This is a genomic window from Nioella aestuarii (assembly GCF_050896395.1).
GTDB lineage: Bacteria > Pseudomonadota > Alphaproteobacteria > Rhodobacterales > Rhodobacteraceae > Nioella > Nioella aestuarii.
Map to the genome: position 1 here is coordinate 55,755 of NZ_JBPBBA010000004.1, position 12,318 is coordinate 68,072.

At 63.5% G+C, this 12,318-nt stretch carries 13 protein-coding genes; 6 read left to right on the forward strand and 7 right to left on the reverse strand.

From position 1 onward, the window contains the following. Nucleotides 1-2 precede the first annotated feature (2 nt). From thrC to ACROHD_RS04165, 6 genes are all read left to right on the forward strand, one after another. Nucleotides 3-1,391: a threonine synthase gene (thrC, locus tag ACROHD_RS04140; RefSeq protein WP_432676085.1), complete on the forward strand. Its 1,389-nt coding sequence runs from the start codon at nt 3-5 to the stop codon at nt 1,389-1,391. Further along, nucleotides 1,388-2,650 carry a M16 family metallopeptidase gene (locus ACROHD_RS04145; RefSeq protein ID WP_432676087.1) on the forward strand — a complete coding sequence of 421 codons (1,263 nt, stop codon included), beginning with the start codon at nt 1,388-1,390 and terminating at the stop codon, nt 2,648-2,650. Before thrC ends, ACROHD_RS04145 begins: the two co-directional genes overlap by 4 nt. After that, nucleotides 2,650-3,234, forward strand: a complete 585-nt coding sequence (locus ACROHD_RS04150) for a GNAT family N-acetyltransferase (RefSeq protein WP_432676088.1) — start codon at nt 2,650-2,652, stop codon at nt 3,232-3,234. Before ACROHD_RS04145 ends, ACROHD_RS04150 begins: the two co-directional genes overlap by 1 nt. A gap of 9 nt (nt 3,235-3,243) precedes the next feature. Continuing rightward, nucleotides 3,244-3,777, forward strand: coding sequence for a DUF1697 domain-containing protein (locus tag ACROHD_RS04155; RefSeq protein ID WP_432676089.1), 534 nt, complete (start codon nt 3,244-3,246; stop codon nt 3,775-3,777). Continuing rightward, nucleotides 3,774-5,195, forward strand: a complete 1,422-nt coding sequence (locus tag ACROHD_RS04160) for an FAD-binding oxidoreductase (protein WP_432676091.1) — start codon at nt 3,774-3,776, stop codon at nt 5,193-5,195. Before ACROHD_RS04155 ends, ACROHD_RS04160 begins: the two co-directional genes overlap by 4 nt. A gap of 260 nt (nt 5,196-5,455) precedes the next feature. Next, a complete protein-coding gene (locus tag ACROHD_RS04165) occupies nt 5,456-6,232 on the forward strand; it encodes a hypothetical protein (RefSeq protein ID WP_432676092.1) in 777 nt (258 codons plus the stop codon). Here ACROHD_RS04165 and ACROHD_RS04170 read toward each other — a convergent pair. The 7 genes from ACROHD_RS04170 to glyA all read right to left on the reverse strand — a co-directional run bounded on the left by ACROHD_RS04170 (nt 6,229) and on the right by glyA (nt 12,291). Continuing rightward, nucleotides 6,229-6,768 carry an adenine phosphoribosyltransferase gene (locus tag ACROHD_RS04170; RefSeq protein ID WP_432676093.1) on the reverse strand — a complete coding sequence of 180 codons (540 nt, stop codon included), beginning with the start codon at nt 6,766-6,768 and terminating at the stop codon, nt 6,229-6,231. The two genes, ACROHD_RS04165 and ACROHD_RS04170, sit on opposite strands and share 4 nt — an antisense overlap. Nucleotides 6,769-6,846: 78 nt before the next feature. Further along, nucleotides 6,847-7,515, reverse strand: coding sequence for a DUF2927 domain-containing protein (locus ACROHD_RS04175; protein ID WP_432676094.1), 669 nt, complete (start codon nt 7,513-7,515; stop codon nt 6,847-6,849). A gap of 90 nt (nt 7,516-7,605) precedes the next feature. Continuing rightward, on the reverse strand, nt 7,606-8,235 hold the full coding sequence (locus ACROHD_RS04180; protein ID WP_432676095.1) for a LysE family translocator: 630 nt from the start codon (nt 8,233-8,235) through the stop codon (nt 7,606-7,608). Between the two features lie 61 nt (nt 8,236-8,296). Continuing rightward, nucleotides 8,297-8,770, reverse strand: a complete 474-nt coding sequence (locus ACROHD_RS04185) for a DUF2269 family protein (RefSeq protein WP_432676096.1) — start codon at nt 8,768-8,770, stop codon at nt 8,297-8,299. Beyond that, complete coding sequence (locus ACROHD_RS04190; protein ID WP_432676098.1) at nt 8,770-10,053, reverse strand: DoxX-like family protein; 1,284 nt, start codon at nt 10,051-10,053, stop codon at nt 8,770-8,772. Before ACROHD_RS04190 ends, ACROHD_RS04185 begins: the two co-directional genes overlap by 1 nt. Beyond that, nucleotides 10,050-10,919 (reverse strand): S-methyl-5'-thioadenosine phosphorylase, encoded by an 870-nt coding sequence (locus ACROHD_RS04195; RefSeq protein ID WP_432676099.1) that lies wholly within the window; start codon nt 10,917-10,919, stop codon nt 10,050-10,052. Before ACROHD_RS04195 ends, ACROHD_RS04190 begins: the two co-directional genes overlap by 4 nt. Nucleotides 10,920-10,974: 55 nt before the next feature. Beyond that, nucleotides 10,975-12,291 (reverse strand): serine hydroxymethyltransferase, encoded by a 1,317-nt coding sequence (glyA, locus tag ACROHD_RS04200; RefSeq protein ID WP_432676100.1) that lies wholly within the window; start codon nt 12,289-12,291, stop codon nt 10,975-10,977. Between the last annotated feature and the right edge of the window lie 27 nt (nt 12,292-12,318).

The following is a 12,318-nucleotide window of genomic DNA, read 5'->3' on the forward strand; positions in this document are numbered from 1 at the left end:
CCATGCGTTATGTCTCGACCAGGGGCGCGGCCCCGGACCTGAGTTTTGAAGAAGCGATGCTGACCGGGCTGGCCCGCGACGGGGGGCTTTACGTGCCCGCCGAAATCCCGACCATGAGCCACGCCGATATCGCCGCGCTGGCGGGTCTGAGCTACGAAGAGGTCGCCTTCCGCGTAATGCGTCCCTTCATTGGCGATGCGTTCACGGACGAGGAATTTGCTGACATCATAGCTCGCGCCTATGCGGGTTTCGGCCACGACGCGCGCGCGCCTTTGGTGCAACTTGCCCCGAACCATTTCCTGCTGGAACTGTTCCACGGGCCCACGCTGGCCTTCAAGGACTTCGCCATGCAGCTCATTGGTCAGCTGTTCCAGGCCTCTCTCAGCCGGTCGGGCAAGCGAGTGACCATCGTGGGCGCGACCTCGGGCGATACCGGGTCGGCGGCGATGGAGGCGTTCCGAGGCCTCAACAATGTCGATGTCTTCATCCTCTTCCCCCATGGCCGTGTCAGCGACGTACAGCGCCGCCAGATGACGACGGTGAGCGAGGCGAATGCCCACGCCCTCGCCCTGACCGGCGATTTCGACGATTGCCAGGCGCGGCTGAAGGATATGTTCAACGACCATGCCTTCCGCGACGAGGTGCATCTTGCGGGCGTGAACTCGATCAACTGGGCGCGTGTTCTGGCGCAGGTCGTGTATTACTTCACCGCCGCCGTTTCCCTCGGCGCACCGCATCGCGCAGTCAGCTTCACCGTGCCCACGGGCAATTTTGGTGACATATTCGCAGGCTACATCGCCAAGCGCATGGGGCTGCCGATTGAACAGCTGGTGATCGCCACCAACCAGAACGACATCCTGCACCGGGCGATTTCCGGAGGCGCTTATGAAACCCATGGCGTCACCCCCTCGATCAGCCCGTCGATGGATATCCAGGTGTCCTCCAACTTCGAACGCGCGCTCTTCGACGTCTATGACCGCGACGGCGGGGTCGTGGCGCAATTGATGGACGAATTGAAAGGGCAGGGCGGGTTCAAGATTTCCCAAGGCGCGCTGGAACGGCTGCGCGGGCTTTTCGCCTCTGGCCGCTGCTCGGAAGAGGAAACGCTCGCCATGATCACCCGCGCCAACGCGGAGATGGGGGAGCTTTTGTGTCCGCATTCTGCCGTGGGCGTCCATGTCGCGCAGGACCATCTGGGCGCAACACCGATGATCACGCTGGCCACTGCGCATCCTGCGAAGTTCCCCGATGCGGTGGAACAGGCCAGCGGCATTCGTCCGGGCCTGCCCTCGCGTATGGCTGATCTCTTTGATCGTGAAGAGCGTGTGACCCGCGTGGAAAATGATCTGGCCGCGCTTCAGGCCCTCGTCCGCAAGGAGCGCGCCGCTTGACCGTTCAACTTCATACTCTGGCAAACGGTATGCGCATCGTGACCGAGCACATGCCGGGGCTGCAGTCGGCGGCCGTGGGCGTCTGGGTCAATGCTGGCGGGCGACACGAACTGCCCGAACAGAATGGCATTGCCCATTTCCTCGAACACATGGCCTTCAAGGGCACCAAGCGCCGGTCAGCCCTGCAAATTGCCGAGGAGATCGAGGATGTGGGCGGCTATATCAACGCCTATACCAGCCGCGAGGTCACGGCCTATTACGCCCGCGTCCTGAAGGATGACGTGCCGCTGGCGATGGACCTGATATCCGACATCCTGCTGAACCCGGTATTCGATCCGCGAGAGATCGAGGTGGAACGCGGTGTGATCCTGCAGGAAATCGGGCAGGCGCTGGACACCCCCGACGACATCATCTTCGACTGGCTGCAAGAGGTGGCCTATCCAGAACAACCTCTTGGCCGAACCATCCTTGGCCCGGTGGACCGGGTGAAATCCTTCGACAAGGCCGATCTGAAACGGTTTGTGGCTGAGCACTACGGGCCGGGGCAAATGATCTTGTCAGCGGCGGGAGCGGTTGACCACGACGAGATCGTGCGTCTGGCCGAGGCTGCGTTTGGCCATCTGCCAGCGGTCAAGATCTCCACCGCGTTACCGGGTGTGTTCCATGGTGGCGAACGGCGTGAGGTGAAGCAACTGGAACAGGCGCACTTCACCCTGGCGCTGGAGGCACCGGGCTATCGGTCCAATGACATCTACACCGCGCAAATCTATGCGACCGCGCTTGGCGGCAGCATGTCCTCTCGGCTGTTTCAGGAAGTCCGTGAAAAGCGGGGCCTGTGCTACACGATCTATTCCCAGGTCGGCGCCTATGACGATACCGGAATGCTGACGATCTATGCGGGAACCGGGGGTGAGGATCTGGCGGCTTTGTCCGACCTGACCATCGAGGAAGTGCGGCGGTCGGTCGACGGGCTGACCCAGGCAGAAATCGACCGCGCCCGTGCACAGATGAAGGCGGGGATGCTGATGGGGCTGGAAAGCCCCTCGGCGCGTGCCGAACGCCTGGCGCGGCTTGTGGCGATCTGGGACAGGGTGCCCCCGCTTCAGGAAAGCATTGACCGGATCGATGCTGTCGACCGGGCCGCCGTGCGCGACCACGCCGCTGCATTGGTCAGTTCTGGGCAGGCGGCTTTGGCGCTTTATGGACCTGTCGACCGTGGCCCTCGCGTCGCTGATTTGGTGGAGCGTCTGGCTGCCTGATGATTGCCCGCAAAAAGAGACTCCGTATTGAAACCGAGCGCATGAGCCTGCGTCTGCCGGTTCATTCGGACTATCGGGCCTGGGCCAGCCTGCGCGATCATTCCTCCAAGTTTCTGCAACCGTGGGAACCCACCTGGGCCGCGGATCACCTGACGCGCAAAAGCTTTACCAACCGGGTCTACTGGGCGCAGCGATCCATGGGCAACGGCAGCGCGGTGCCGCTGTTTCTGATCCGCCGTGCCGATGACGCGCTTGTCGGGGCGATCACACTGGACAATATCCGCCGCGGTCCTGCGCAGGCGGGCACGCTCGGCTATTGGATCGGTGCGCCCCATCAGCGTCAGGGTTATATGCTGGAGGCGATTGAGGCCGTCGCCCATTACGCTTTCCGCGATCTGGACCTGAGCCGGTTGGAAGCCGCCTGCCTTCCCGAAAACGCGCCGTCGCGCGGGGTGCTTGAAAAGGCGGGCTTCAAATACGAAGGCGTCGCGCAAAGCTATCTCCAGATCAATGGGCGCTGGCGCAATCACGTCCTCTACGCCATGCTAAGACACGACCGGCGCGGACGGTCCGACGCGGGCTAGGGGGCGGTGATGACACGTTATGTGGCGCTTCTCAGGGGGGTGAATGTGGGCGGCAGGAACAGGCTTCTCATGGCCGACTGGAAGGCGCTGCTAGCGGCGCGGGGCTACGCCTGCATCGCGACATATGTCCAGAGCGGCAACGCGGTGTTTGACGCAGATGAGGCCCCGGACGAGTTGCAGGCGCAGATCACCGAAGATTTCGAAGATCGCTTTGGCTTTGCCCCCGGCTGCTGCATCCTGTCCGCCGCCGATCTGGACGCCGCGCTTGCCGCCAACCCATTTCCCGAAGTGATGGAAACCCCAAAGGCGCTGCATCTGGTGTTCCTGCACGGTGAGGCGGTGCTTGACGAAGAGGCCGCGGAAGCCCTTTGCGCGGCGGGAGAGCAGTTTCACATGGGGCAGGGGGTGTTCTACCTTTTCACGCCCAATGGCTATGGCCGGTCCAAGATCGCCGAACGGCTGGACCGGGTGCTCAAGGCTGACCTCATGACTGCACGGAACCTGTCCAGTTGCCTCAAACTGCAAGAAATGGCCCACGCATGACCCGGTTGAACCCCGCTGACGAAAGCTTCCTCTCCCGCCTCGCCGCCGATCTGCCGGAGGGCGTGCTAAGCGAGGCAGAGCCGCGATACATGTCTGAGCCGCGTGGCCTCTATCACGGACAGGTCGGGATTCTGGCACGCCCTCGCAGCACCGCAGAGGTGGCCACCCTGATCCGCCACGCTGCCGCCGCGCGGGTGCCGGTTGTGCCCTACGGCGGCGGCACCGGGCTGGTCGGCGGGCAGGTCGCTTGGGATGGGCCCGCGCCTTTGGTAATCAGCCTGGAACGCATGACCGCCACGCGTGCAATGGACCCGCTGGCAGGCACCCTGATTGTCGAGGCCGGCGCGATCCTGGCCGATGTTCAGACAACGGCAGCGGAGGCGGGCAAGCTTTTCCCCTTGTCGCTGGCCAGCGAAGGCTCTGCCCGGATCGGCGGGCTTTTGTCCACCAACGCGGGCGGCGTCAACGTGCTGCGCTACGGCAATGCCCGCGATCTGGTGTTGGGGATCGAGGCGGTGTTGCCCTCGGGCGATGTGATGCACGGCCTCAAGGGCCTTAGGAAAGACAATCTGGGCTATGACCTGCGGCATCTGCTGATTGGGGCGGAAGGCACGCTTGGCATCATCACGGCGGCCTGTCTGCGGCTGGTGTCGCGTCCCGCCGATCAGGCCACCGCGCTGATGGTTGTGGATACGCCTGACGACGCCCTGCGCCTGCTGGATATGGCGCGCGATGTGGTGGGGGATGGGCTCTCGGCCTTTGAACTCATCGGACGGGCAGGGTTGGAGTTTCTGGAGGAGGTCGGCCCGGAGGTCCGCCAGCCCTTTGCGGATAAGCCCGACTGGATGTGCCTGATCGACCTTGGTGTGTCGCAAGGCCAGAACGCAGGCGAGGCGTTGATGACGCTTTTCGAGGCCGCAGCAGAGGCCGAGCTGGTTCATGACGGGCTGATTTCCCAATCCGAAACACAGCGGCAGGATTTCTGGACGATCCGGGAATCGATCCCGGAGGCGAACAAGAGGGTTGGGGCAATCTCTAGCCACGACATTTCTGTTCCCATTGGCGCGATCCCGGCATTTCTGGAGCAAGCCCCGCGCCGACTGGCGCATCTTGGGCCTGTGCGGATCAACGGGTTTGGTCATCTGGGGGATGGGAATCTGCACTACAACATCTTCCCGCCCAAGGGCGAGGAGCGCGCTGCATGGCTGGACAGGCGCGATGAGGTCAAGCAGCTGATCCACGATCTGGTGGCCGAAATGGGCGGTTCGGTCTCTGCCGAACATGGGGTCGGGCGCATGAAAGTGGGTGATCTGGAACGCTATGGTGATCCCGCGATGCTAGCAGCGATGCAGGCAATCAAGACGGCGCTGGATCCATCGGGCATCATGAACCCCGGCGCAGTGCTGCGCGCGATCTGATCCTGGGGCCCTAAGAACGGGGTGACGCCCCGTCGGGGGATGACGGGGCGCCCTGGGTTCTTGTCATTAGCAAGCAACATTGTTCGTGAGTGACGAACACGCCCACTTAACCAGTGATTGGTTAAGTAATCGTAAATCGCAGAACATTTTTTGCAGATCCGGTCAGGGTGGACGGGATTTGCGGCAGATCAATGTAGCCTCTCATCGCCATTGGCTATGCTGGACACCACGAAGGCTACAACGGACAAGGGATTGCCCCGATGGCGCGGGTGCCTCGCAATGTCATCACCGTTTCCCCACCCAACCTGGACCGCTCCGGGTTTCTGAGCCTTGAGAAGGGCCTTGCAGAACCGGATCATTCCACAGGTCGGGATTGGCTGATCGACCGGCTATCCCAAGGGTTACAGGTGCGTATGCTTCGCCCCCCTCTTCGTGGTTTCATCGAGTTTGTGCCCGGCCGCGCCACTTGGCGACCGATCACCGGGGCCGGTCAATCGGTGGTGATCGAAGCCCTGCGGGTGGATGGGCAGGCCGGGCGTGTGGTCGGTATAGGGGCGCTGCTGCGCGTCGCGGAAGACTGGGCGCGGTACTTCGGGTTCTCCACGCTGCTGATCATGGTGCGTGACGGTGATGATCCGGAAATGCGGGCAGAGCTGCGTCGTCAGAACTATGTGACGCTGGACCGGACCATGGGCAGCGTGCAGCTTTGGGGGCGGGTGCTGCAGGGGCCAATATCCTTGCCCCTTCTGCCACAGGACTGGCTCGGACGGGCGAGCCGGTTGGGGCCGGGTCTGGTGGTACAAAGCCTCGGCGATGGCGACGCACTTTGGCAAAGGGCGGAAGAGTTGCTAAGCCGCGGTCGCGAGGCCGGGCTGGCTACCCGCCACGATCACCTGAGTAAACCCGAGCAGGCACGTGTGCGCCTTGCCAGCCCGGATGCAATGTCATGCGTGGTGCTGGATGGCGATCTTGTTGGCTACAAGGGATGGTCCGTTACCCAGATCTGGCAGGAAATTTGCCGCCGTAAAGGGATCTAGTCGCCCTCGAACTCGCAGAGCGTGTGAACCGACATGCCCATTGCCTCCAGCCGCTTGCGCCCGCCCAGATCGGGCAGGTCCACGACAAATGCCGTGCCAACGACCTGAGCACCCAACCGTTCGATCAGCTTGATCCCGGCCTCGGCCGTGCCGCCGGTGGCCAGCAGGTCATCGACCAGCAGAACGGTTTCGCCCGGTTGCAGACAATCGTCATGGATTTCGACCGTCGCACTGGCATATTCCAGCGTGTAATCCTGCGAAATCGTCTTGCCCGGCAGTTTGCCCTTCTTGCGGATCGGCACGAAGCCCACGGAAAGCTGATGCGCCACCGCGCCACCAAGGATGAACCCCCGAGCCTCCAACCCTGCGACCTTGTCGATGCGTCGCCCGACGAAAGGCGCAAGCAGCTGGTCGATGGCCAGCCGAAAGCCGCGCGGATCGAGGAAAAGCGTCGTCACATCGCGGAACATGATGCCTTCATGGGGGAAGTCCGGGATCGTGCGGATGTAGTCTGCGACCACCTTTTGATCGAGCATCGAAGCGGGCCTTTCATGGCTGAGTGTCCGGGCATCAACATAGCGGCCGCCGCGGCGCGGTGCAGCCCCTTTTCGCGATCACAGGCGCGGGTAATGTCGCCGCAGGGCCATAGCATCCTGTCCACGAAGCCAGACAACCGCGTTGGAATTTTCATTGAAGATCGAGTCCGGGTAGGCGGGGGATTGGATATCCGTCGGCAGGCCAAGTGCCTGCACCATCTCCTCCAACACCACGCTGGCGACCTCTCGGCGTTGGATGTCCCGAGAAATGGCAATCGTCGCTTCCTGAATGTCACCGCCAATCGACCGGATCGCAACCCGCCCGATGGCCAGTTCGGAGCCGTCAAGTTCCTCGTTTCCGGTGCCCGAGATGATCCCGCCCTGCGGAGTGTCGAGCAGATAGATCGCGATATCGGGCGTGCCTTCGTAGATCCGTTCCAGCACCAGATACGCACCAGAGCCATTGATCTGCGCAATCGCCCGGTCAATGGCGTCGTCAACAAGGTCGAGCTTGTAAGTCGGAAAGCCCGCGTCGGTTTGCGCGATGCCCACGCTCAGCGAAACCCGGCGTTCCTCGGACCAGCGAATTTCGGGCTTGGCGCATTGGCCACCTGGCGGCGCGGCACAGGACACGAGACGATAGAACGCATCATCCGACAACCGGCGCGGAACGGTGATGAATTCTTGCGCCGCCGCAATCGAGGGCAGGACCAAAAGGGCCACAAGAAGGGTCAGGCGAATGATCATGAGAACAGAGATGCCGCAAGCTGCGGGGTCGGGCAAGCGGGGCAGATGTAATCTGCGCGGTGCTGTTGCGGCGTGGACTCGTCCTTTTGGTCAGGTTGCGCGGCGAATGCTGGCCGTCAGCACACCCATCCCGATCAGTGCGGTCCCGCCCGCGCGGGTCAGCCAGGCAATAGTTCCGGGCCGCGCGATCCGGGCACGCAACCGGTCAGCCAGAAGCGCATATGCCAGCGCGTTCAGGGCCGCCAGAGTTACAAAGGTGGCGATCAGGATGGCGAATTGCGGGATGAGCGGCTGCTCGGGCCGAAGGAACTGGGGCACGAAGGCAATGAAGAAGGTGATGGATTTCGGGTTCAGTGCCGTGACCGCCGCGTTATGGCCAAAGACCCGCGCGGGCGTGATCCGGTGGGTTTCCGGCAGCTCGGTCAGGGTTGCACCGCCCGCCGACTGGATCAGCTTGATCCCCAGCCAAATGAGATACACCGCGCCGACCCATTTCAGCACCGTGAACAGCGTGGCCGAGGCCAAAACCAATGCCCCAAGGCCAAGAAGCGAGGCGGTCATCGCCACGAAATCCCCAAGCGCCACCCCGGCTGCAGAGGCCACCGCGACTTTGCGCCCCTGGCTCAGTGCATATGACAAGACCAGCAGAACCGTGGGGCCGGGGATGATCAACAGGGCGGTCGAGGCGGCGACGAAGGCGAGCCAGAGTTCGAGGGACATAAGGTGCTCCAATGGTTTCCGCTCGCAGCAAGCCTCGGATCCAAGGTCAGGTCAAGCGGGCCTACCAAAGCGCAGGACGAGAGACCATCAGCCAGAACACGCCGATCAGCGCACCGAAAGCTGGCCAGCCAAGTGCGAACCAGATGCGGTATAGGCGGTTTGCCTCTGCGGGCAGCGCTTGACCGTTGGCCAGCGCCTCGCCCGCCAGATCGCGGATGCGGATCTGCAGATGCACCACCGGGGCCCAACAGATGAACGCCAGCACGTAGAGCGCGTAGGTTGCCAGCAACCAAGGCTCCGCCAGGGAATACCCCGCGATGTAGATCAGCCACAGCCCCGTCAGCGGCTGCGCGATGCCCGCTGGCGTGGTGAACAGCCAATCGGCCCAGACCACGCCAGAGGCCACGGAATGCACCGTCTCCACCTTGCCCGTTCGCATCGCCCAGACCATCTGGAACGCCGTGCCGATCCCGGTGCCGAACAGAACAGTGGACGACAGGATATGCAGCCAGCGGGCCAGCAGGTAGGGGTCCATCAGCGTTCCTCCTCCAGCACGAGGAAGACCCAGATCAGCAGAAGAATGGGCAGGTTCTTGAGCAGCCCGCCGAGTGGGAGCAGCCACAGGTCCGGGGACAAAACCGTAAAGGCCACGGTGTAGGCCGTAACCAGCCCCAATTGTAGCCAGCCAAGCAGTCTTAACCGCCATGCCGCCGCCAAGAGCACCGCAAGCGCAAGATCCGCCACCCCGCCCGCGCGGGCCAGGACAATAAGCACCGGATCGGACAACATGCCTTCGGGGATCATCGGCAGGAAGCTTTGCGAGGGCAGGAAAAGGCCCAACAGCCCCGAGACCAGCCAAAGCAGGATGAGCACCAGCCTGAGCGCCGGTTTCATCAGGTAGAGCCGAGCGTGCCAAAGGTCTGCGGTGCCCGCAGGCCGAGCGGCTATGAACTGGGAAAACCCGCGCGGATGGGCGCTCTCTGGCAGATGCTCCAGCAGCGGGGCCTCTTGTGCTTCGACACCCGTTGCCAGCTGATCCAATGCGGTGGTGGAGATCGGCCCGAATTTCAGCACATCCCCCACCCGCGACAAGCCACGCGCAAGAACCCGGGGCATCCTGAACAGCGGCACCGGACGCAGACCCAACCAGCGGCGCATAGCCTTCAGCATATCGGCCTGTGTCACCCGTTCTGGCCCGCCAATCTCATGCGCGCCGGGGCCAGGGCGGTCGGCCAGACAGGCAAGGATCACCTTCGCCAAATCGGTGGCGTGGATCGGGTTGAACACCTGTTCACCCTTGCCCACAACGGGCGTCACCAGCGGCAGCGCCGCCAGCCCCCGAGCAAGGGCCGAACCACCATAGGCGCTGTCGGCTAGCACCAGGCCGGGCCGCAGGATCGTGACGCGGTGCCGGTCGGCCAGCGCCTCGCCCTGCCGTCGGTAGAGCGCGAAATCCGTGTCCGCCTCCAGTCCTACGGCGGAAATCAACAATGCGCGGCACCCCTCCGGCATCGCCTGATAGACAGCCTTTGGGGCCAGAACATGCACGCCCTGAAACGCCTCCTCGCTGCCGGTCAGCAACCCCGCCGCGTTCACGACATATTGGCAGCCCCTCAGATGCGGGGCCCAGAAGGCAGGGTCGTGGGTTTCCGGCAGGCTCAGGTCGGCGGCGACGGTCTGAAACCCCATCTGATCGAGCGCCCGAACCCGCCGCGCCGAAGCCAGAACCGTCCAGCCCTCGGCCCGCAGATGAAAGGCGATATGGCGGCCGATGAACCCGTCCGCACCCAGAAGCAGGATCTTGCGCGCGCGGCTCACAACACGCGGCCAGCGACAGCGGACAGCTTCTCGATCATCGCCGGATCGCGCTTGTCGGGCGCGGTCAGTATGGCGAATTCCAGCGCCCGGTCGCAGCCATGGGGGCAGGGGGTGCGCGTTGCGCCCAGTAGGGTGGGCAGTTTGCCCACCAGCGCCTTTGCCTTTCCCGCATTGCCCGTCAGTGTCGCGATGATCTCGGCAATATCCACTTCGCCATGATCGGGATGCCAGCTGTCATAGTCGGTGATCATGGCGACGCTGGCATAGCAAAGCTCCGCCTCGCGGGCCAGTTTCGCCTCGGGCATGTTGGTCATGCCAATGACGTCACATCCCCAGCTTTCTCGGTACATCTTCGATTCTGCCAGACTGCTGAACTGCGGGCCTTCCATCGCCAGATAGGTGCCGCCGTCATGCACGGTGATGCCCGCATCCTTCGCTGCTGTCACGCAGGCCGCCGACAGGCGCGGGCAGGTGGGATGGGCGACACTGACATGACCCACCAGACCGGGGCCGAAAAAGCTCTTCTCGCGGGCGAAGGTGCGGTCGATGAACTGATCCACCACCACGAAATCGCCCGGCGCCATCTCTTCCCGGAACGACCCGCAGGCGGATACGCTGATCACATCGGTGACCCCCAACCGCTTTAGCGCGTCGATATTGGCGCGGTAGGGCACGGTGGAGGGCGTGTGGACATGGCCGCGCCCGTGGCGGGGCAGGAAGACCATCTTGACGCCATCCAGACGGCCCACCAACACCTGATCAGAGGGTGTGCCGAAACTGCTCTCCGCAGTCACCCATTCCGCGCCCTCAAGCCCCTCGATCTCGTAGACGCCCGAGCCGCCGATTACCCCGATCACCGTGTCCATGAATGCCCCCGTCACTGATCTGTCGGGGGCACCCTAACGGCGTGGGGCTTTGGTCTCAATTCACGAAATGCAGCTTGGTGAAGCTCTGCCGCCAGTCTGCAACTTCAGAGGCAAGGGATGCCGGATCATTGGACCGCAATGCCCGTGAAATAAGCGTTGCCAGACGCGGGGCGTCCTCTGCCGTCATGCCCCACCGGACCAGTTCCGGCGTGCCTATGCGCAAGCCGTTCATGTCGCCCGCGACCGGGTCGATTGGCAGCCCGATGCCGCAGGCCAGGAACCCGGCCTCGCGCAGCGTCTTCGACGCCGCCTGCCCGCCGCCGAACCCTGCCGCTTCAACTGCGAACTGGTGCGATTGGGTGTACCCACCAGCGCCCTTGAAGACCGGCAGGCCCTCATCCGCCAGCGCCCCAGCCAAAGCCTGCGCCATGCGGATCATTTCTGCTGCATAGGCCCGGCCATGATCGCGCCAGTCCAGCATCGTGACCGCCAGCGCCGCCGATTTTGCCACGTCGAAATTCGCCGTCATGCCGGGGAAGGCGATGTGATCCAGCTTTTCCGCCAGATCGGCCTCATTGGTCACGATCAAGCCGCCAGCCGGGCCGCCAAGGCTTTTGTAAGTCGACATGGTCATCAGATGTGCGCCCTCGGCCAGAGGGTCTTTCCACGCCTTGCCCGCGATGATCCCGCATTGATGGGCTGCGTCGAACAGAACCTTCGCGCCAACCTCATCGGCCACCGCGCGGACCTCTGCCACGGGATGCTCAAACAGGTTGAGGCTCGCTCCGAGTGTGATCAGCTTCGGGGTCTCCGCCTGTGCCAGTTTGCGCAGGCCGTCCACATCCACCGTGTAGCCATCCGCATGGACCGGCGCGGGCAGGATGCGCAGCCCGTAAAGCCCCGCGCAGCCCGCTTCGTGGTGCGTGACATGCCCGCCCACGGCGGCGGGCGGAGCGATAATCGTGTCTCCCGGCTTGCAGGTCGCCATGAAGGCATAGAGGTTGGAGATCGCCCCGGACGGCACCCGGATTTCCGCGTATTTGGCGTTGAAAATCTCGGCGGCCAGTTCCGCCGCGATGACCTCAATCTCCTCGATCGCTTCCAGCCCCATCTCGTATTTGTCGCCGGGATAGCCGAGCGACGGGCGACTGCCCATGCCGCTGGCCAGCAGCGCCTCGGCGCGCGGGTTCATGACGTTGGTCGCCGGGTTGAGGTTGAAGCAATCGCGCTCGTGGATGTGGCGGTTGGCCTCGGCCAGCGCCTCGATCCGCTCATGGATGGTGCTGCTGTCTTCGGTGGCGGTGTGGGTGGCGATGCGCTGGATCAGGTCTTCGCAGGCGTCGGGCACCCAAGGGCGGCGGGCTAGGGTCATTGGGAGTCTCCTCATCTGATTGGGGCG

What these genes read in the sequence shown, in the direction of transcription:
- thrC (WP_432676085.1), top strand. Translation starts at nt 3, where the DNA reads ATGCGTTATGTCTCGACCAGGGGCGCGGCCCCGGACCTGAGTTTTGAA.
- ACROHD_RS04150 (WP_432676088.1), top strand. Translation starts at nt 2,650, where the DNA reads ATGATTGCCCGCAAAAAGAGACTCCGTATTGAAACCGAGCGCATGAGC.
- ACROHD_RS04155 (WP_432676089.1), top strand. Translation starts at nt 3,244, where the DNA reads ATGACACGTTATGTGGCGCTTCTCAGGGGGGTGAATGTGGGCGGCAGG.
- ACROHD_RS04160 (WP_432676091.1), top strand. Translation starts at nt 3,774, where the DNA reads ATGACCCGGTTGAACCCCGCTGACGAAAGCTTCCTCTCCCGCCTCGCC.
- ACROHD_RS04165 (WP_432676092.1), top strand. Translation starts at nt 5,456, where the DNA reads ATGGCGCGGGTGCCTCGCAATGTCATCACCGTTTCCCCACCCAACCTG.
- ACROHD_RS04170 (WP_432676093.1), bottom strand. Translation starts at nt 6,768, where the DNA reads ATGCTCGATCAAAAGGTGGTCGCAGACTACATCCGCACGATCCCGGAC.
- ACROHD_RS04175 (WP_432676094.1), bottom strand. Translation starts at nt 7,515, where the DNA reads ATGATCATTCGCCTGACCCTTCTTGTGGCCCTTTTGGTCCTGCCCTCG.
- ACROHD_RS04180 (WP_432676095.1), bottom strand. Translation starts at nt 8,235, where the DNA reads ATGTCCCTCGAACTCTGGCTCGCCTTCGTCGCCGCCTCGACCGCCCTG.
- ACROHD_RS04185 (WP_432676096.1), bottom strand. Translation starts at nt 8,770, where the DNA reads ATGGACCCCTACCTGCTGGCCCGCTGGCTGCATATCCTGTCGTCCACT.
- ACROHD_RS04195 (WP_432676099.1), bottom strand. Translation starts at nt 10,919, where the DNA reads ATGGACACGGTGATCGGGGTAATCGGCGGCTCGGGCGTCTACGAGATC.
- glyA (WP_432676100.1), bottom strand. Translation starts at nt 12,291, where the DNA reads ATGACCCTAGCCCGCCGCCCTTGGGTGCCCGACGCCTGCGAAGACCTG.